This is a genomic window from Sphingobacterium sp. UBA865, from assembly GCF_002295765.1.
GTDB lineage: Bacteria > Bacteroidota > Bacteroidia > Sphingobacteriales > Sphingobacteriaceae > Sphingobacterium > Sphingobacterium multivorum.
Genome location: NZ_DBGB01000031.1, coordinates 287,110 through 306,629 on the forward strand (window position 1 = coordinate 287,110; position 19,520 = coordinate 306,629).

Here is a 19,520-nt window from a genome sequence, read left to right on the forward strand (position 1 = left end):
GCTATGAAAAAATTTAGAGCAAATATGGATAGGTATTTTGATAAGCTCGACGAACGTTGGCAGGCATTGCCAGTGCGCAAACAGCACCAATATACCTTGTACTTTTTTGTGGGTTATCTCTTGCTGACCGCAGGGGTTATCGGCAAAGTAATGTACGATACGGGTAAGCCCAATGATGCCATCAACATCAGGCATATCGAGAACCCTATTCTTAAAAAGAATGAAAGTCCTGCAAGATTGCAGGACACAGTATCAACAATTTTAAAAAATCAGATTTATGAAAGAAAATGAGAACAAAAAATCGGTTGTTCGGGTAACCGAAGGTAACCCGAAAGAAACCGCTGATGTGCTGCAAAATGGCACACAGAATAATAAGGAAAAGCTCAAAAAGCCAATCATATTCCTTTTGATGGGCGTAGTATTTCTCGGCTGTATGTACCTCATATTTAAACCGTCGAAAGATAAAAAGGCAGTTGAAAATATCGGGCTGAATGATGCAGTTCCGCAGGCTACCGGGGCAGGAATGCCCGATGATAAAAGCAAGGCGTATGAGCAGGAAATGCTCGAACGCAAAGAGCAGGAAAAGCGCAATGCTTTAGCAACGCTTTCTGATTACTGGAATACCGAAGACAAAGAAGAGCCGACCGATAAGCAGCTACCTGAAGAAGAGGAAAGCGACGGCTTAGGCGGTGGTGGCAGAAATTCGGGACGAAACAGCAATCCTGCATTGAACAGCTACCGCAATATGCAAAGCACACTGGGTTCATTCTATCAGGACAACAATTCTGAAACAATGGAACTGCGTAAGCAAGTGGACGAACTGAAAGCAAAGTTGTCGGAAAAAGATGTGCCACCTGTGGCCACCGTTGACGACCAACTCAAATTAATGGAGAAATCCTATGAAATGGCAGCAAAGTATCTTCCGCAAAATGCCAATACCGGAAATGCTGCTCCTGCCAACGGTACAGCTACGGGGGCTGCGGGTGCTAACCAAAAAGAGCAATTTGTATCGTTCACACCAACAAGAAAGAACATTGTATCAGCCTTGTACCGTGAACCGTCGGACAGTGCCTTTGCAGCCGATTGGAGCCAAACAAAAAACAGGGGATTTTATACCGCAGGTTCTACTGAAGAGGTGATACAGCCCAAAAACAGTATCAAAGCCTGTGTACACGAAGCCCAAACGGTAGTTGGCGAAACAGGTGTGCGTTTACGCTTGTTAGAGCCTGCCAAAACCCCGCAACGTACCATCCCCAAAGGAACGATTGTAACGGCTAACGCTAAATTTCAGAATGGCAGGCTGCAATTAAAAGTTACCTCCGTAGAACTGGAGGGCAATATCATCCCGGTAGATATTACCATTTACGATTTGGACGGACAGCAAGGCTTGTACGTTCCGTATTCGCCGGAAATGAACGCCCTTACCGAAATGGCGGGCAATATGAGCCAGACCGGGGGAACAAGCGTAATGCTCACGCAGAATGCCGGACAGCAGGTAGCGGCTGACCTTAGCCGTGGCGTAGTACAGGGTATTTCGGGCTATTTCGCCAAGAAAGTGAGAACGCCAAAGGTTATGCTGAAAGCGGGTTATCAGGTCTTCCTTGTATCTAAAAAATAATGTTGAACTCAAATAAATAAAACAATGAAACCTGTTCCGGGCAACGGAACACGCTTCATTACCATTAAAAATTAAATATTAAAGACAATGAAAAATCATTTAAAAATATTCTGGGCTATTGCCCTGATACTCGGCTTTGCCGTAACAACTTATGCACAGGATAGTGCCACTGCAAAAGCACCGCTTGCATTGGGCAAGATAGAACCGTACCGTATGGAAGTTACCTACGATAAAACGTCGCACCTGATTTTCCCGACCGCCATTCGTTACGTGGATTTGGGCAGCGAATACCTGATTGCAGGTAAGGCTGAAGATGCGGAAAACGTATTGCGTGTAAAAGCATCGGTAAGGAACTTTGAGCCGGAAACTAATTTTTCAGTTATCACGAATGACGGGCGTTTTTACAGCTTCAACGTGTATTACAGTTCCTACCCGGAGGCATTGAGCTACGACCTGCTCACAATGCAAAAAGCGGTGGATAAAGCCAACGGAAACGATGTGCTTTTTGAGGAACTGGGCAACAATTCGCCCTCACTGGCAGGCTTGTTACTGAAAACCATTTACAAGAAAGACAAGCGCATTGTAAAGCATATCGGGGCTAAGAGCTTCGGCATTCAGTTTATCCTGAGAGGGATTTACATACACAACGGCAAATACTATTTCCATACCGAATTGAGAAACCGTACCAATGTGCCTTTCGAGATTGATTTTATCAATTTCAAAGTAGTGGATAAAAAGGTAGCCAAACGCACCGTAGTCCAGGAACGTTCCTTAACGCCTTTGAGAATGTACAAGCCATTGGACGGCATTGCCGGAAAATCGACCGAACAAAACGTGTTCCTGTTAGACCAGTTTACTATTGCCGATGACAAGGTGCTGCTGATTGAGATTTTCGAGAAGAACGGCGGCAGGCATCAAACGCTTCAGGTAGAAAATTCCGATTTAATCAAAGCCCGTTTGATTGACGATATGCACCTGAAATTTTAATAACTCTTTAAAGCAAGAATATGAAAAAGTATATCTATACCGTGCTGCTTGTCCTCATAGGCATCACAGCGGCACAGGCGCAACGAATGCTGCCTAAACAGAAAGGATTGGAAATAAGTACAGGCGTACTATCCAATGATAAGATTGGCAATGATTATTACATCAGTGCAGCAATGACCGTAAACGGAAGGAATGGCAATTACCAGCTTTGGGCGTTGGAATACACGCACCAATACCACGACTACAAAGACCTCCACATACCGCAGGAAACCTATTTCGCAGAAGGTGGTTACAGTTTCTTCTTGTTGGGTGATGCCCGAAAAAACATCACGCTGAATTTTGCTATAACCGGCGTGGTCGGTTATGAAACCATTAACCGTGGCGAAACGATGTTATATGACGGAGCGAAGATATTGAGTGAGGATAATTTCATCTACGGAGCAGGCGGCCGCCTCACTTTTGAAACGTACCTGTCCGACCGCTTTGTGTTAGTCCTGCAAGGGCGTACAAAAGTTTTGTGGGGGACGGATCTGGAACAGTTCCGTCCATCCGCAGGTGTGGGATTAAAGTTTAACTTTTAAAACGTAAAACAATGATAGCAATATTCAATAAATTCAGAACAGGGCTACTGCCGTTGTATGTATTCCTGACAATCCTAACAGCTTCAGTTACGTTGGTATCTTGCAACAAAGATGATGAACTCGAAATACAGAACAATTTTCCTTTTGAGGTCAATGTAATGCCAGTGCCTAAAGATGTTGCCAACGGGCAGACCGTAGAAATACGCATTACCATACAGCGTACAGGCAATTACAGCAATACGCAGTATTTCCTTCGCTATTTCCAGTTTGATGGGCAGGGAACGTTGCAATACTACAATGAACCGCCGTATCAGCCCAATGACCTATATCAATTGCCAACGGAGCAGTTCCGGTTGTATTACACTTCAACATCTACCGTATCACAATCTTTTGATGTTTGGATTTCGGATGGTTTTGGAAATGAAAAGCAGATAAGTTTTCAATTTAATAGTAGTGATTGATTATCATTTCAATGCACAAAAAACGGCTTAGATGATAAGCCGTTTTTTTATTTCTTCTTTAGCTTATTCAGCGTTTGCTCAATCATTTCCATACGCTTTTTGACCTTTTCAGCGGAAGCATCTAAAGTATAGCCCTCATCCATCAACTCTTTTATAAGAAGTATCTTTTTGATATTCTCATAATTATAACGCCTGTTCTTGCCCTCTTCTTCGGTCAGGCTTGTGATAATGCCTTTGTCTTCCCAATAGCGGATTTGCCTTGTCGGAATGCCTGTAATTTGTGATACCTCTCCAATACCAACAACTAATTTATCTAAAAAATCGAAGTCGAATGACAGGTCTATCTCCTTATCTGCTTTTGCCATTTTTTGTAAATTATTTACAATAGTTGTTGCAAATATAAAATAATAGCATTTATTTTGCAATTGTAGATTATTTACAATTATTGATAATTAAAAGCAAAATGAAATGAAACGATTACTTTTTTTAATTCTGACAGTTATAACTATGACAAGTAAAATTAATGCACAAGAGCAGGGCAAATCAGCCTTAATCCTTATTGAAACCCAAAACGAGTGGATGCACACAGACGGAAAGCTGTACAAGGCTTTGGTAAAAGATAAAGAAATGATGCAGACCTCCATTGAGAATATTGAAAAGGCATTGGACTATGCAAGAAAAAACAATATTGAGATTATTCACGTGGGTTTACGCTTTGAAAAAGGCTATCCCGAATTAGCCAATGGAAAAAGCGGTTTGCGAAAAGCCATACCAAACGCAGGAACTTTCCCGATTAACGGATTTGGTTCACAATTCTATGAAACCGTAAAACCGATTGAGGGCGAATTTGTGGTTACAGGGCGTGTTGGAGCAAGTGGTTTTACAGGCTCAAATTTGGACGTGTACTTACGAAACAACAAAATCGAAAACTTATATTTGGTCGGCTATGCAACACACGTCTGCGTGGAAAGCACTTTTAGGGACGGACACGAAAAAGGCTACAATACTTATGTGATTTCCGATGCTACTTCAGCTTTTAATAAAGTTCAGCAAGAATACTTTTTGAGTGAGATTGTTCATCATTTTGGGGAACACTTGACAACAAGTGAATTTGTAAACGAATAAGACTAATACGGAATAGATGTCAAGGTTATTTTTTTTAAATTTGTTTGTATTATAATTTTAGTGGTATGGATACGGTTACGGCTCAATTAGTGTTTGGTATTATTGTTATCGTTGTTGGTATAGGGCTTATCTATTTTATCAACCGCAGGAAGTTTTACAGACGTAGCGTGGCAGGTGTAGAAATGTTTTCGAGGTATTCTACTGCTGTATTTGTGCGTTTTTTAGAACGTGTCGGGAAATGGATTGCTTACGCTTTGATTATTCTTGGTGTTGTCTGTATCTGGACTTACAGCCAAATGAAAAAGGATAAGGAAAAACAGGAAGTAAAAACGGAACAATCACGATAAACACTGACTTTTTTCTAACAATATTTTGAATAAATCGGATAGCCCAAAAGGTTATCCGATTTTTCGTTTGTAGCAAACGTAAAACGCCAAACACTACCTTTCAACGCCAATCAATACCACATTTCCCACCCCTGTAACAACCCTTAATATCTTCGACTTCCACAGCAAAATTGAGCAAACTATGGAAGTTATCGCAATACAAAAATCCGCATTGGATGGAATGAAAAATGAGCTAAAAGCACTTTTGGAATTGACCGAAAAAGCCACACAGAAATATACGCCCATTTTTAAAGAGGAACAATGGCTCGATAACCAGGAAGTATGTCTGATGATGAACATTACCAAGCGGACTTTACAGACCTACAAAAGCAAAGGGCTTTTACCGTATTCAAAACTGAACCGCAAAAATTATTACAAACTCTCGGATGTAAGGGCTTTGCTCGAAGCCGGACAGCTGGACAATACTACTGAAGATGGATTTATTCACGAATGATAGTGACGAAATCGTTGCACATCAGGAAATGATAACGCAGCTACGAAATCGTATCGAACAGATATTAAAAAACTACCGTCCTGTAATGAACGGTGAAATATATCTTTCTGGCGAAGATGTATGCAAGCTGTTACATATCAGCAGACGGACTTTACAGCAATATCGTGATGACCAAATACTTCCATATATCCAGATAGGAGGCAAAATCATTTTTAAGCAAACTGACCTTTTACGGATACTTGAACAAAACTATGTCTGCAATGGACAAAAGAGCAAATAATGGATTTTGGGCAATCATATTTCTATATCGAAACGAGTTTAGTATCTTTGCTATGTAAAATATAGAAATACTTAAAGTGTTTTTGCTTTAAGTCCCACATTGAAAACTGGTAATTTTTAGACAACGGGACGATAAGGAAGAACGCTCATGCCATAGGCGTGGGCGCTCGCTTATTCGTTGTCGGGTATACCAGTACCTCAATGTGCGGTAAGTGTAGTTGCCTGCGCTTTCTTTTTGTGCAGGAACTTCATCTAACTCAAAAAAAGGTAACGTATGAAAACTGGTACTGTACAAGAAACAATCTCCCTGTCTTTTATCAATGACAAAAGCCCTGTAACCGATAACATCTGCAAAGATCTCGCTGCATCTGGAATGGAAATCCTATCTAGGTCAGAAAGCATAGAAAACGGGTTATCACAGTTGTCTTCATTGAACAAAATCCCCAAAGTCTGTATTATTGACTTGGATTTTTACGACCAAAATGTGCTTAAACAGCTTCAAGAATTAAGGAAAGAGTACCCTGCAATCAAACTGGTTGCCCATAGCGATATTGATGATGAGAAAGTTGGGAAATCTCTTTTAGAGATTGGGTTTTCAAGTTATCTACTACTTGGAAGCGATGTTGATGATTTTGAAAGAGTAATAGAAACCGTTATCGGTATGGACAGTTAATCTGAGAAAGTTACGAATTTGTACAGTTTCTCCTTATGAAGATAATAATCTAAATTTTTATCAAATTTGAAATAATACATATCCTAATAAGGAACCGCCCAAAACTATAACAGCACTATTTAATTTTTTGTATCCAAAAGTTATTGCAATGCTCAAAACTGCAATTAACATCGTCCGCCAATCAGTAATAGTTTCTTTACCCATTTCGTAACACACCGCTATGATTATGGCTACCGATGCTACATTCACGGCATCTAAAAAGGAAGATAATCCTTTAGAATTTCGTAGCTTTTTCATTAACGGATTAAGCAGTGCCACAAAAACAAATGATGGCAGGAAAATGGCAATAGTTGAGATAATGGCTCCTGAAAGCCCATTGATTTGAAAGCCAATAAACGTTACCGATGAAAAAACGGGACCAGGCGTGAACTGACCTACTGCAATAGCATCCATCAATTGCCGTCTTGTGAGCAGACCTGTTGCTACCAATTCTGTATCTAAAAAAGCAAACAGCACATATCCGCTCCCATAAAGTATGGAGCCAATTTTAAGAAATGTCCAAAACAGTTTAGCATTTGTCGCTGTCCAAAAAGTTGTCTGTGTAACCTGAAGAAAGGTAAACGGAACAATACTTTGCAAAGTATTATTTTGTCTGTTCTGAACCGTGTGCAATCCAAACGCTAACAGACCTGCACCAAACATTAAATAAATTTCATTAACTCCAAACACCGCCGCTAATAAAACAGTAATACCAATAAGACCTAAATTTATGGATTTGACAGATTGTTTTGCCAATGGATAAATTGCAGCCAGAATAATGGCTATTATAGCAGGTTTGATACCATAGATAAAAGGTTGTACTTCGGGTAGCTGTCCGTAAAGGCTATACAAATACGCTAAAATTCCTGTTATTAAAACGGCAGGCAGAATAAAGCATAAACCGGCTGTCAATAAGCCTTTCCAACCACCTTTATCATAGCCAATATGAATAGCCATTTCCGTGCTGTTAGGTCCCGGAATAAGGTTGGTAGCACCTAGTAAATCCAAAAAGTGCTGTTCACTCATCCATTTTCGTTTAACCACCACTTCATCCCGCATCATGGCAATATGTGCTGCTGGACCTCCAAACCCTATAATCCCCAACTTACCGAAAACTTTTGCGATTTCTTTTACGTTTACATTCTCTTGCATTTTAATTATCTTAATTCGACTTCATCTATTTGATTTAAAGTGTCCGGATTGAATACTTTCATTGTTATTTTTTTTCCCTCCACATAAAACAGGCAAAGTGCATTTTCCACGCTAAAGGACTGGGTATGCTTACTCCATGGCAATACTTCCTGACCATAATAAGGAGCTCCTGCTGCACCATTATTGATTTGATAGATTGGTCTCGATACATTAAGTTTTTTATGCGGATAATTCTCGGGGTAAATAGGCATATCAGCCGTCAGTTTTAACCAGTTATAGTTATGTTCATCGCCTGTAAGCATCCCCACCACTTTCTTACTTTGATTAATCAAAATATCTAAATATTCATCTCTGCGTTCTATAATTCCTTTATCAACGGGCTTTCCTCCAATGTAGGGTCTTTTTTCGTTGTTACCGCTGTACCACATCACATCTTTACTGTGTCCTCCATTAGGAAATGCAGGAGTATGTTGTGTAAGAAAAATATGGTCAATATTCTTGTCTCTTTCCAATTTTGAGATCGTTTCACGAAGCCATTGAAGTTGGTTATCCATTAAATACCCATGCAACCCTCCGCTGGAAGCCGTTTGATTAGCAATGGAAGGTGCATACCAGTAATTGCTATTAAGGACAATCATCGCCACGTTTCCGTAGGTATAATAAAACACATTTTCCTTATAGGAAGGGAAGTCTATATTTTTAGGGTCAGGGTCATACTTGTTATCATCCTCGCTATCTGGACCATTTTCAGGATTTACAAATTCCTCTGCAAAAAGTGCTTCTGCTGATTGGGTCTCATAAGGAAAAGCATCAATAAATGCCTGTTGCTTGCCGTTTTCATCTTTAAAAATAAGACCTAATGCTTCATGATTACCCATACCTATATAAAAGGGCATGTAGTGCCAAAATGGTTCAATGGATTTTTTCCAGTTAGAATATTCCAGTCTCTGCTGTTCTTTACTGCTCAAATAGCCGTTAATCATATCACCGGTGAATTGCATAAAGCGCACGTCCTTCATGTGAGCAAGTGCAGCCATTTTTTTCATTATGTAGGCGTTGGCTCCAAGGATTTTCCGTTCACCTCCACCTGTAGCATGGCGGCTGTCGCTTGCATAACCAAATACGAACGCTTCTCTGCTGCCTTTAGATGGTGCAGTTTTAAGATGATACGATTGCGATTGTATCCCATATTTTACCTTATAGTTGTGCTTTGTATTTGGGGTAAGTCCTGCTATATTCCAGCGATGCAGCGTTGTTTCGTGCTCATCTTTATAAACTTTGCCATTGATTTCAATTTCGGCCTTTACGAGATGTGTGGTTTTGCACCAGATTACAGCAGAGTTATCAGTAAGCATATTTACAAAAGGTCCTTCATAAATTGCCGGTATGACTTCAAATGGTCCTTCACCTTTTAAAGCAATTATGCCATCAAACAAAAGCATACCCTGCTCATCAGCAATTCGGTAGCCAAGGTTCAGGTACCCATTTTTCTTCCAGTCTACAAAATCATACGGATACTTGAAATCCTCTTTTATATTGAGCTCTATTTTACCGTCTTCAATTTTGACGGTTTTTCGATATACGGGAAGGGGATGCGGAACTTTTCCGTAAGGGATTAAGCCATAGGTTACCGTTCCTTTTAAAGTCCCAAAATCCATCTGAACTCCATTTTCAGTACCTTTCAGTTTACCAAGAAGTTGTTCGGTCGTTAGCGGATTTTTAAATTCTTCTGCAAAGTATTTTTCATCCTTATCTTTAAAATATAACCTTCCATTAGTATCATAGCCCAGGTTACTGTAGGCCGCAGGAATTTTAGGAAGTTGCGCCATTGCTGTTGTAGCAAACACCAACGCAATAGCAGAAAATAGTATCTTATTCATATAAATTGTCTAAAATGATATGTTATATTTAAGTGATTGAATTTGTCCTATTTATTTAGGAGTATTCGTCAAACTATCTATCGACCAACGACCTCCACCTTTTATCAATAGAAAGATACTCCCTAAAAGCATCGCCCAGTCTGTACGACTTCCATGCATCATTTCCCAAAATCCTTTTTCTGCTAAAACTTCTGATTTGGTTGTTGCAATAGCAACGAACATAATAATGATAAGAGGAATGCTCGCCAATCTTGTCAGAAGTCCAATAAGAGTTAAAAAACCACAAATAATTTCAAAGCTGCCAACGAAACTGCCCAAAAAATCAGGATTAGGCAGACCTATTTTTGCAAAACGTCCAGCACCTAAGGTGTCTGCAAATAAAAACTTCTGTATTCCTTCCGAAAGAAATACGGCACCTACCATCAGTCGAATAAGTATGGTAGTTTTTGATTGGTCTGTCTTAGTTATTTTTTGAAACATGATGATTAAATAGTTTTATGAATTTTGGATTGAATGTTTTATATAGATGGGCTACCATCCCCGCAATAAGCATACTTAAAATAGCTGGAACTAAAATATCAGTTGGATAGTGTACGCCTAAATAAACCCTGCTCAAACTGACAAAAATTGCCCATGGGATAAGAATGATTGGGAGCCATTTTAGATTTTGTTTAGTTAATATGGTTAAATAAAATGCCAAAGCAAAGACATTGGAGGCATGAGAAGAAATAAAACCGAACTTGCCGCCTCGATAATTGTTTACTATATGCAGCTCTCCTTCCAATGCTGCATTATGACTTGGACGCAGCCTTTCAAATAGAGGTTTAAATATGCCGGAAGCCAGCTGATCACTCATTGTGATGAGCAAGGCGATTAGTAAGATCATCAGGATAGCATCCTTTTTATACTTCCAGACAAGCAAAATTATTAGTGCAACATAAAAAGGAAGCCAAGTGTATTTGCCGCTGGCAAACCACATTACTTCGTCCCAAAATTCATTATGGCTTCCATTTAGCCATAATAGAATATTTGTATCTATCTGTTTGATATCTTCAAGCATTATTTTCTGATGGGTGATTGTCTTTCTACAGGAGTTTTTACAGTAAAAAAAGGTACTTTTTCCATTGCATGACAGCTAACGCAACTATTGGTAAGCATTTGGAAGTTCTTATTAAAAACAACTGTATCTCTTTTTTTTAGAGCCTCATTCATTTGAGGGAGTGTAACGGTTAAAAAATGTTGTGCGGAAGCTGTCCGTTTTGGTCTTCTTTCCAATCCATTTTCTATCGCCTTTTGGATTTTTTCCAATTGATAATCAGCATACTCCCAGTTTTCGTCTTGTCCTGCCCAATATAATTCCTGATAACGATATCCGGTTTCAACCATTGCCATGTCAAATCCACGAAATTGATTTTCTATCGTTTCAAGTTTCTCCTGCTCGTTTCCTTTTATCCACTGTCCTTGAACAGCTTCGTGTTTTTGATTACAAGCTGAAAAAAAAGAAAGTATAAATAAAAATGTCAAATATTTCATAACCTGTATTTTACGCTATACAAATTTCGTACAATACAAATTATAATATACGGTATATTTGAAAATGAAAAGGTGTATTTTAGGTATTCCGTAAGGTTTGTGGCGTAAGGCCTGTGTGCCGTTTGAAATACTTTACAAAGTGGGAAGTGTCATTAAAATTCAAACTATAGGCAATTTCAGAAACACTACCTTCTGTATAAATCAATTGTCTTTTTGCCTCGCTGATGATATGCTCAGCAATTACTTCTGCTGCTGATTGGCTTAGTGTTTTACGACAAATAGCATTTAGATTTTGTGGTGTCGTATGGAGTTTTTCTGCATAGTGAGCAACATTGTTTCGAAGGTCGTTTGTTTGGTTGAGCAATTCGCTGAAAACTGTAATTACATCATCGGTTTTACTCGTTTTATTAGTCAAAGGTTTTGCTGAAATCAATATTTTAGCAAATAGTGCCTTCAATAATCCTTCGGTAACGGTAAAGTCTTTCTCTGTAGTGAGCAGTTGAAATATAGTATCTATACTTTCTGTTTCTTTCAGATAGATGCAACTTAATTCGCTGAGTTTGGATAAAAGACTTTTCAGCTCACTGTCCATCGATTGGTCGAGAAATCCCTTCTTTAAAAGCAGAACAAAGCCGTCAGGTGTATCTGTCATATCCCAATGATGTACCTGTTCTTTACGAACAAAAAATACGGTGGGTGGCTTAATTGAAAATGAAGTATGGTCGATGGTGTGGAAACCGCTTCCTTCTCTTAAATAAATAATTTCAAAATAGCTGTTGTGTTTGTGCGGTTCGGTCTTGCGAATTTCTTTCCTGAACGGTGCAGCTTTTAATAATGCTGCCGCTTCAATTTTGGTTTTTATGAAAATAGAATTTTTCAATTTGCTGGAACTTCAATATTGTCTTTATAAAATTAACTATAATACCTCTTTTTTAACCACAAACTTGCCCTAACCAAAAGTATCAGAACAGGAACCTCAACCAGTGGGCCGATAACGCCAACAAATGCCTGTGGCGAATGAATACCGAAAACCGCTATAGATACGGCGATTGCCAATTCAAAATTATTACCTGTAGCAGTAAAAGCGATTGATGCGTTCTTGTCGTAAGGAAGTTTCAACAATTTATTGATAAAGAAGCTCACGAAAAACATCAATACAAAATAGATAATTAAGGGTATGGCTACTTTTATCACATCCATTGGTAACTCTACTATTTTGTCGCCTTTCAAGCTAAACATCAATACGATAGTAAAGAGTAAAGCATACAAAGTAATAGGCGATATTTTGGGTATGAATGTTCTGTTATACCATTCAATTCCTTGGGTTTTGACTAAAAAATAACGACTTAAAAAACCTGTCAAAAACGGAATTCCTAAGTATATCAATACGCTTTCTGTTACGTCTTTCATAGATACACTTACGTTGAAATTGGCTAAACCTAATTTTGCTGGTAATACATTGATGAACAGCCAAACCAAAAAACTGTAACTCAATATCTGAAAGATACTATTTAAAGCAACCAACATAGCTGTATATTCTCTGTTGGCTTTTGCCAAATCACTCCATACAATAACCATGGCGATACACCTTGCTAAGCCTATCAGTATTAAGCCTGTCATATAATCGGGCTCGTTGCGTAAAAACAAAACAGCTAATCCGAACATTAATACTGTACCGATTACCCAATTCAACAATAAGGATATGCCGATTACTTTTTTATCCTTAAACGCTTTAGGTAGTAAGGAATAATCCACTTTTGCCAATGGTGGGTACATCATTAGTATTAATCCTATTGCTAAGGGAATATTGGTAGTACCTACTGACAAGCTGTTTGTAACATTGGAAATTGTGGGAAAGAAATAACCCAATCCTACACCTAATGCCATGGCAAGGAATATCCATAAGGTCAGGTAACGGTCAAGGAATTTTAGTTTTGGTTGCATAGGTTATCGGCTGATTTTTGAAAAGACATAAAACATTTCGCCTGCTATCTGTAAACTCCTTTCTGCATATACCATTAATTGCTCCGGTGTATTATCTGAAATTTTAGGATCTTCAAAAGTGATGGGAATTCTTTTTTCTGCTCCTGCTATAAAAGGGCAACCACCATCTGCCTGCGAACAGGTCATAATAGCTGCGAACGCTGAAACTGGATTAAAAGGGCTATCGTATTTTTTGGAAAAACCGATTATTGGTAAAGCATTTTCACTGTACTTTATAGCATATACAGGATTATGAGTGTCTGCAATTTTGAAGATATTAAAACCCTGATTAGTCAATGTTTCTGCCACTTTCGGAAATAGTGCTGTTTCTTCCGTTCCGCCGGAAAAGCAATGTACATTTGCAATATTGAAGTACGCACTGGCTACTTGTGCCCAAACCTGAGACAAATGGCTTCTGCGGGAATTATGGGTACAAATGAAGTTGATATTTATTTCCTGCTTATGAGCTGTTTTTTGCTGTACAAAATCGATCAGTGGCTGTAATATAGTTTTACGTTCTTCGCTAATGTTTTGCTTTTGTACTTGTTCGATTGTTTTTGATAATGCTGAATACATAATGGAGGATTTAATTTTTACGGAAACTACAGAACACGAAATTCTGATCGGTATCAAATGGTGTCTTGTGGTCAACGGTTATACAATTGATTTTCACAAAAGAGTTTTCAAATAATTTCGACAAGCTACTATCCGAATATTGCTTGATATCTATGCCACTACATTTTATGGGACCTTGTTCAGAAAAGGTTCCCATTACTAAAATGCCATCCGGGGCAATTGCTTTGGTCGTAGTCTGTATATAATTTTCTATTTCGTGGTTCTCCGTCAGGAAATGAAACGCTGCCCTGTCGTGCCAAAAGTCGTATTGCTGAGTGGGTACAAAATCTGAAATATCTGAAATAATCCAGTGTACCTTGTTGGCTTTACTGCCTAATCTTTCCTTTGCCCTTTGGATAGCGGCATTGGAAATATCCAATACGGTAATATCGACATAACCTAAATCAAGTAGGTAGTCAACCAAAAAGCTGTCTCCTCCGCCAATATCAATAATTTTTGCACTCTTCGGTAAGTTGAATTGATGAAAAAAATTTAATGAAGTTTCTGGATTGGGCTGATACCAACTCACTGTTTCTAAAGGTTTACTCTCGTAAATATTTTCCCAATGGGATTTTCGATTGAAATGTTCCATATTTATTTTATGATTAACAACATCCGCCACCTGGTGTGCAAGTATTGGTTTGATTTACGTTCAATTCTATTAAATTTTGCTTTTCTGACGGAATACCGCAAGCATCTTCTGCCAAACAAGCTGTAGTTTTGTTTTTCAGGACAAATGTTTTTCCGATGAACTCTAAATCATATTTTCCAATGGTATTGCTTTGGTATTCTACTTCAATTTCGGCATCTTCCATACCTAACTTTTTTTCCGAAAGCTTAATGATGTTTAAAAGTTTGGTGGGTTTTAAACGATGTTCAAAGTCATTGGCATTCCATAGTTGAAAGCTTACCACTTTTTCGGCACGAATTACGCCACCGCAGTCGATAAAATTTTTAGTTATTTGCCCGACTTCGGTAACGTGGAAATGTTCGGGTACAAAAGTTCCATTTTCTAATTGGAATTCAACATTTTCCAATGTCGGAAGGATTTCTTTGATTTCTGATAGTTTCATATTGTTGATATTATTTTAGTAAATGATATATTGCAATGTAGCGATATATGAAGGCTTTAAAAAAATGCCTTAACAGCATTTTTCAATGATTATATCATCCACAAAGAAAGTATTGAGTTCATTTTTAACTTGTTGCCAAACTGTCTCATTGATGCAGTAGCATACACTTGTCCCTTCAATATTTCCTTTAATGATGCCAATGTTCTTTAATTCTTTCAAATGCTGTGAAATGGTGGCCTGTGCCAATCCCAATTCTTCAACCAAATCATTACAGATACAGGCATTCTGCTTGATGATATATTGTAAAATGGCAATTCTTGCAGGATGCGCCAGTGCTTTCAAAGTAATAGCTAAATGATTTTGCTCTTCTGTAAATATTTCAGTCTTCGTGACACCCATTTGTTTTTTTATTTATATCGCAATATTACGATAATATATCAAAAACTGCAATAGCTTTATAAAAAATATTGTTGAAATGCATTGATAAGACAAGAAGGTCTCTCTGTAGAGATAGTTTGGTAACTCGTCTTATTGAAAAATAGGGTTACATTATTTCTTTAAATTTGATAATAAACCTTAATTATCTTATCATTTTCTATTACAAATTGGATCTGTTCATATTTTTGAAATGGTCGATCTTCTGAGTTTAATGATTTGGGGAAATACTTAACACCAATAGTTACGTTTGGTAAGTTGAAATTCCAGGATGATCGAATTTTAAAATCCTTGCCACACAATTGTTGTTCGGATGATTTCAAATATTCTCTGAATTTCGAAAGACCTTCGGTTTCAAATATAGTTTTCCAGTTTTTGCGTTCTTCAAAAGTGATATTCTCGTCAAGATTTTTCAGGATACTACTTTCGTCGGAACTGTTGCAAGCCTTTATAAAATCCGTGATGATTTTTCGCGGTATCTTTTGAATTTCTCTGATTTTTTTCTTTTCATTTTCAAGGTAAAAAGCAAAATCATTATCTACCAACTTACGCATCTTATCGCATCCAAAATGAAATGCCTCTATCTTAGATTTATAAAGTCGATCTTTGAAAAAATCAGTATCATCATTCACATTATTTTTAAACTCATTCAGTAATAGGAAGCCTTTTTCATTCGTTGCTTCATTAATACCATCTATAATGTTTACTTGATAAAACTGTTCTTTGTCTCCAAATAAAACTTTTACCTTGGGGTTAAAATTCGGAGTTTTCTGAACCGATTTTTTTATCAGATATTTTGTCTCATCTAAAGGATTTTCAATTCTTCTTCCCCAGCCATCAGTAGATAGTTCAGATTGATATCTTGAAATTTGTAACCTTATTTCCTTCCTGCCTTTCTCAAGGTCAGTGGTAAATTCATACTCTGGAAAACTGTTTAATATTAAAGTATCCAACTCCCATTCCTCATAATCACTTGTAGTTTTTATTTGAAAACCTTCTTCAAATTCCAAGACATAAACAGGAAATCTAAAATTATTCTCGATAATTTTTTGTTGTATTAAATCAATATCTGTTTTTCGATTGACTATTATGCTGATTTCGGTTTCTATCATTGATATATTGGTATTATTTAGGAGTTCCAAATTTAATCAATTTAGACTGCTCTCCAGATATAACCTGCGGCGTTCTTTTGCTTCTCCTATGTTTGTATATTATAATCTAAGTGAGGAAGAGCGAGAGCAGATTTTGCTTTAAATAGCCTTATGGTATATTCAAGAAAAGAGACTGCCTCCTCTTCTTTAACCTTTTAGAATCTGAACAGAATGTAAGGAATTTGCTCATTATTATGAGTCTTATAGCCAGTATATCCAGTCAGGAGAAAAGATGAAGAAAGGTTGTCACTTACCTAAACCAGATAAGATGAAGGTATTATTAAAGCAGACAGTAGGAATTGATGTTGCACAAAATGAATTAGTTGTATCGCTTGGTAGGATGGATGAACAGATCAGCATAGAAGTCTATGCCTACAAAGTATTTCCCAATACTAAAAAAGGGTTTTCAAGTCTTGTATCGTGGGTAAATAAACAGACATCAACTACAACAGAAGTACGGTACGTAATGGAAGCAACAGGAGTTTACCATGAATCTTTAGCCTACTATCTTTGCAGTATTCAAAAACAAGTCAGCATCGTTTTGCCAAACAAGATCAGTAATTATGCAAAAACACTTGACATAAAAACCATTACTGACAAGAGCGCTTCACAAGCGATTACTAGATTTGGTTTGGAAAGGCAATTGGAGGTGTGGCAACCTCCTTTAAAAATATTTAATGATTTGAGACAACTTTGTCGGGAACGTGAGCAACTCGTACATGAGCGTACAATGTTGAAAAATCAACTGCACGCAGAACGTACTTCTGCAACTTCAAGTGAAAGCTCAGTTAAACGAACTAAAAAAAGAATAGCTCTTATTGATTTGCAGGAAAAGCAGATAAGAGAAGAAATTGCTATCCTTATCAAAGGAGATCAAACTCTAGTAGAAAAGATGAAAATAGTATCTTCAATTCCGGGAATTGGAAATCTGACTGCTGTAACAATTATCGCCGAAACCAACGGATTCGAGTTAATAAAGAATAAAAGACAGTTGGTTAGTTATGCAGGATTAGATGTAAGAGAAAAGACATCTGGAACTTCAGTGAAATCCAAACCCCGAATATCCAAGCGGGGTAATCGGAATTTAAGGAAAGTAATGCACTTTCCTGCACTGGCTGCAATAAGAACCGATGAAAGGTTTAGAGATATTTTCTTAAGAATAGTTTCAAGGCATGGTATTAAAATGAAAGCTATAGTTGCCATCCAAAGAAAACTGCTAGAATTGACTTTTATCTTATGGAAAAATAATTCTTATTATAATTCAGAGCACGAGTATCAAGTTATTCCGTTTCAGGAAGTATCATTATAAAAAAGGGGAAGCTTAATTCTCCACCGATAATTTGTTTAAGAGGGTAGCTTTAGCTTATAACCTCCACAATATTTTTGCGTTTATTCAAATCTAGTATTTAACTCAGTTTAAAAGTAAAAGGCTTAAATTCATAAAAAAACATCGAAAACTATAGAAAAAAATCTGATAGCTTTCGATGTAGACTTAATTATACCAATGTTACTTATTAGTCATTACTTTGTAGGTAGGATCTTCTATAATATTCACATCTATAACTGTTTCAGCATTTTTCAGTAACTGTCTGCAATCTTGGCTTAAATGACGTAAATGTAATTTTTTACCTTCCTTGTGATACTTTTCCGTAATTTTATTCAAGGCTTCAATTGCGGACATATCTACAACTTTGCTTTCCTTGAAATCTATTATCACCTCATCGGGATCGTTTACAACATCAAATTTTTCTGTAAATGCCATAGCAGAGCCAAAGAACAGCGGGCCAAAAATTTCGTAATGCTTTACACCATCTTCATCTACATACTTTCTTGCACGTATTCGTTTGGCACTTTCCCAGGCAAATACAAGAGCTGAAATAACTACACCTATCAAAACTGCTAAAGCTAAGTTGTGTAATAGTACAGTTATAACTGCTACCAGCATACCAATAAAAATGTCGTGTCGAGGCATTTTATTAATAATTCGAAAGCTGACCCACTCAAATGTGCCTATAGCTACCATCATCATTACCCCGACTAATGCCGCCATTGGAATTTGTTCGATTACAGGACCTGCAACCAGAATAATCAATAAAATTGCTATAGCTGCAACTATTGCAGAAAGTCTAGCTCTTCCTCCAGCTCCGACATTCACTAAAGTCTGGGCAACCATTGCACATCCACCCATTCCTCCGAAGAAACCGTTGGTGATATTGGCTATACCTTGTGCGGCAGCCTCACGGTTAGATTGTCCTTTTGTGCTGGTTATTTCATCAACCATATTAAGCGTTAACAGACTTTCAATCAATCCAACTCCTGCCATTACCAAGGCATAAGGGAAAATAATTTTCAATGTTTCCAGACTAAAAGGAATAGCAGGGATATGAAATGAAGGTAAAGAACCTCCTACAGAGGCGATATCAATTACTTTTTTAGTATCGATGCCGAAAAAATATACAATACCAAAGACAACTATTATTGCTACTAAAGATGCAGGAACCGCCTTTGTAAATTTTGGCAATATAAATACGATGGCTATAGTTAGTAATGTCAATCCAGCCATTAGATAAAGCGCCGGTCCCTGCATCCAACCTTCTATCCCGTTTTCTACAACTTTAAATTGAGCTACCTGTGCCATGAAAATGATTACTGCAAGACCGTTTAAAAAACCGTACATTACCGGTTGTGGGATCAAGCGGACAAATTTGCCCAGCTTAAAAATTCCTACTGAAAATTGCAGTACCCCTGCTAATATAACCGCAGCAAAAAGATATTCCACACCATGTGATGCAGCCAGTGCAATAAGTACGACTACCGTTGCTCCAGCACCTCCGGAAACCATTCCGGGTCTGCCTCCTAAGATTGCAGTAACAATACCCATTAAAAAAGCTGCATAAAGCCCTGTCAAAGGCGAAAGCCCTGCCAAAATAGCAAAGGATAAAGACTCAGGTATCATGGTCATAGCCACTGCAAGACCCGCAAGAATTTCATTTTTGTAATTAATTTTCTGTTTGAAATCAAACAAATTGATAATTTTCTGCATAAAGATTTATGTTTAAAGATGTAAAAATGTAAATAGAAAAGTATGTACACGA

At 37.7% G+C, this 19,520-nt stretch carries 25 protein-coding genes; 11 read left to right on the forward strand and 14 right to left on the reverse strand.

Annotated elements, in window-relative coordinates; genetic code table 11:
- Positions 1–3 precede the first annotated feature (3 nt).
- The 5 genes from B2O97_RS17195 to B2O97_RS17215 all read left to right on the forward strand — a co-directional run bounded on the left by B2O97_RS17195 (position 4) and on the right by B2O97_RS17215 (position 3,647).
- Positions 4–291 (forward strand): nitrogen regulatory IIA protein, encoded by a 288-nt coding sequence (locus B2O97_RS17195; protein ID WP_286767754.1) that lies wholly within the window; start codon positions 4–6, stop codon positions 289–291.
- Positions 278–1,618 carry a conjugative transposon protein TraM gene (gene traM / locus B2O97_RS17200; RefSeq protein WP_286767755.1) on the forward strand — a complete coding sequence of 447 codons (1,341 nt, stop codon included), beginning with the start codon at positions 278–280 and terminating at the stop codon, positions 1,616–1,618. The genes B2O97_RS17195 and traM overlap by 14 nt, the downstream gene beginning before the upstream one ends.
- An 87-nt stretch (positions 1,619–1,705) precedes the next feature.
- A complete protein-coding gene (gene traN, locus B2O97_RS17205) occupies positions 1,706–2,605 on the forward strand; it encodes a conjugative transposon protein TraN (RefSeq protein ID WP_275154657.1) in 900 nt (299 codons plus the stop codon).
- 20 nt (positions 2,606–2,625) lie between these two features.
- Positions 2,626–3,186, forward strand: coding sequence for a conjugal transfer protein TraO (locus B2O97_RS17210; RefSeq protein WP_286767756.1), 561 nt, complete (start codon positions 2,626–2,628; stop codon positions 3,184–3,186).
- Between the two features lie 11 nt (positions 3,187–3,197).
- The gene (locus B2O97_RS17215; protein WP_286767757.1) at positions 3,198–3,647 is read left to right on the forward strand and encodes a DUF3872 domain-containing protein; all 450 of its coding nucleotides are present in this window, start codon (positions 3,198–3,200) and stop codon (positions 3,645–3,647) included.
- Positions 3,648–3,694: 47 nt separating this feature from the next.
- On the opposite strand, the gene B2O97_RS17220 is transcribed toward B2O97_RS17215, so the two are convergent.
- Positions 3,695–4,012, reverse strand: coding sequence for a MerR family transcriptional regulator (locus tag B2O97_RS17220; RefSeq protein WP_076390091.1), 318 nt, complete (start codon positions 4,010–4,012; stop codon positions 3,695–3,697).
- A 142-nt stretch (positions 4,013–4,154) separates the two neighbouring features.
- On the opposite strand from B2O97_RS17220, the gene B2O97_RS17225 reads away from it, so the two are divergent.
- The 5 genes from B2O97_RS17225 to B2O97_RS17245 all read left to right on the forward strand — a co-directional run bounded on the left by B2O97_RS17225 (position 4,155) and on the right by B2O97_RS17245 (position 6,564).
- Positions 4,155–4,772, forward strand: a complete 618-nt coding sequence (locus B2O97_RS17225) for a cysteine hydrolase (RefSeq protein ID WP_228427456.1) — start codon at positions 4,155–4,157, stop codon at positions 4,770–4,772.
- A 65-nt stretch (positions 4,773–4,837) separates the two neighbouring features.
- Entirely contained in the window at positions 4,838–5,119 is a 282-nt protein-coding gene (locus B2O97_RS17230) for a molybdenum ABC transporter permease (RefSeq protein ID WP_076390089.1), read from the forward strand.
- A 181-nt stretch (positions 5,120–5,300) separates the two neighbouring features.
- Positions 5,301–5,612 carry a helix-turn-helix domain-containing protein gene (locus B2O97_RS17235; protein ID WP_124803725.1) on the forward strand — a complete coding sequence of 104 codons (312 nt, stop codon included), beginning with the start codon at positions 5,301–5,303 and terminating at the stop codon, positions 5,610–5,612.
- Positions 5,593–5,892: a helix-turn-helix domain-containing protein gene (locus B2O97_RS17240; RefSeq protein ID WP_124803723.1), complete on the forward strand. Its 300-nt coding sequence runs from the start codon at positions 5,593–5,595 to the stop codon at positions 5,890–5,892. Before B2O97_RS17235 ends, B2O97_RS17240 begins: the two co-directional genes overlap by 20 nt.
- A gap of 273 nt (positions 5,893–6,165) precedes the next feature.
- Complete coding sequence (locus tag B2O97_RS17245; protein ID WP_049038343.1) at positions 6,166–6,564, forward strand: response regulator transcription factor; 399 nt, start codon at positions 6,166–6,168, stop codon at positions 6,562–6,564.
- Between the two features lie 60 nt (positions 6,565–6,624).
- On the opposite strand, the gene chrA is transcribed toward B2O97_RS17245, so the two are convergent.
- The 12 genes from chrA to B2O97_RS17305 all read right to left on the reverse strand — a co-directional run bounded on the left by chrA (position 6,625) and on the right by B2O97_RS17305 (position 16,386).
- Positions 6,625–7,755 carry a chromate efflux transporter gene (chrA, locus tag B2O97_RS17250; RefSeq protein ID WP_286767758.1) on the reverse strand — a complete coding sequence of 377 codons (1,131 nt, stop codon included), beginning with the start codon at positions 7,753–7,755 and terminating at the stop codon, positions 6,625–6,627.
- A 5-nt stretch (positions 7,756–7,760) separates the two neighbouring features.
- Positions 7,761–9,635 (reverse strand): metallophosphoesterase family protein, encoded by a 1,875-nt coding sequence (locus B2O97_RS17255; protein WP_286767759.1) that lies wholly within the window; start codon positions 9,633–9,635, stop codon positions 7,761–7,763.
- A gap of 51 nt (positions 9,636–9,686) precedes the next feature.
- The gene (locus B2O97_RS17260) at positions 9,687–10,115 is read right to left on the reverse strand and encodes a DoxX family protein (protein ID WP_276346566.1); all 429 of its coding nucleotides are present in this window, start codon (positions 10,113–10,115) and stop codon (positions 9,687–9,689) included.
- Entirely contained in the window at positions 10,096–10,695 is a 600-nt protein-coding gene (locus B2O97_RS17265) for a phosphatase PAP2 family protein (protein WP_045754287.1), read from the reverse strand. The genes B2O97_RS17260 and B2O97_RS17265 overlap by 20 nt, the downstream gene beginning before the upstream one ends.
- Positions 10,695–11,168: a hypothetical protein gene (locus B2O97_RS17270; RefSeq protein WP_276285160.1), complete on the reverse strand. Its 474-nt coding sequence runs from the start codon at positions 11,166–11,168 to the stop codon at positions 10,695–10,697. Before B2O97_RS17270 ends, B2O97_RS17265 begins: the two co-directional genes overlap by 1 nt.
- 79 nt (positions 11,169–11,247) lie before the next feature.
- Positions 11,248–12,048, reverse strand: a complete 801-nt coding sequence (locus B2O97_RS17275) for a helix-turn-helix domain-containing protein (protein ID WP_286767760.1) — start codon at positions 12,046–12,048, stop codon at positions 11,248–11,250.
- A gap of 32 nt (positions 12,049–12,080) precedes the next feature.
- Positions 12,081–13,112, reverse strand: a complete 1,032-nt coding sequence (arsB, locus tag B2O97_RS17280; RefSeq protein WP_286767761.1) for an ACR3 family arsenite efflux transporter — start codon at positions 13,110–13,112, stop codon at positions 12,081–12,083.
- Positions 13,113–13,115: 3 nt separating this feature from the next.
- On the reverse strand, positions 13,116–13,727 hold the full coding sequence (locus tag B2O97_RS17285) for a low molecular weight phosphatase family protein (RefSeq protein WP_286767762.1): 612 nt from the start codon (positions 13,725–13,727) through the stop codon (positions 13,116–13,118).
- Positions 13,728–13,737: 10 nt separating this feature from the next.
- Entirely contained in the window at positions 13,738–14,358 is a 621-nt protein-coding gene (locus B2O97_RS17290) for a class I SAM-dependent methyltransferase (protein WP_286767763.1), read from the reverse strand.
- Positions 14,359–14,371: 13 nt separating this feature from the next.
- Positions 14,372–14,839 carry a DUF6428 family protein gene (locus B2O97_RS17295; RefSeq protein ID WP_286767764.1) on the reverse strand — a complete coding sequence of 156 codons (468 nt, stop codon included), beginning with the start codon at positions 14,837–14,839 and terminating at the stop codon, positions 14,372–14,374.
- Between the two features lie 69 nt (positions 14,840–14,908).
- Positions 14,909–15,238, reverse strand: coding sequence for an ArsR/SmtB family transcription factor (locus B2O97_RS17300; protein WP_088162412.1), 330 nt, complete (start codon positions 15,236–15,238; stop codon positions 14,909–14,911).
- Between the two features lie 158 nt (positions 15,239–15,396).
- On the reverse strand, positions 15,397–16,386 hold the full coding sequence (locus B2O97_RS17305; RefSeq protein ID WP_286767765.1) for a hypothetical protein: 990 nt from the start codon (positions 16,384–16,386) through the stop codon (positions 15,397–15,399).
- 307 nt (positions 16,387–16,693) lie between these two features.
- Between B2O97_RS17305 and B2O97_RS17310 the strand changes: the two genes are divergently transcribed.
- Positions 16,694–17,734, forward strand: coding sequence for an IS110 family transposase (locus B2O97_RS17310; protein WP_286767766.1), 1,041 nt, complete (start codon positions 16,694–16,696; stop codon positions 17,732–17,734).
- 198 nt (positions 17,735–17,932) lie between these two features.
- Here the strand turns inward: B2O97_RS17310 and B2O97_RS17315 are convergent, their stop codons facing one another.
- Complete coding sequence (locus tag B2O97_RS17315; RefSeq protein WP_286767767.1) at positions 17,933–19,468, reverse strand: SulP family inorganic anion transporter; 1,536 nt, start codon at positions 19,466–19,468, stop codon at positions 17,933–17,935.
- Positions 19,469–19,520: the final 52 nt, after the last annotated feature.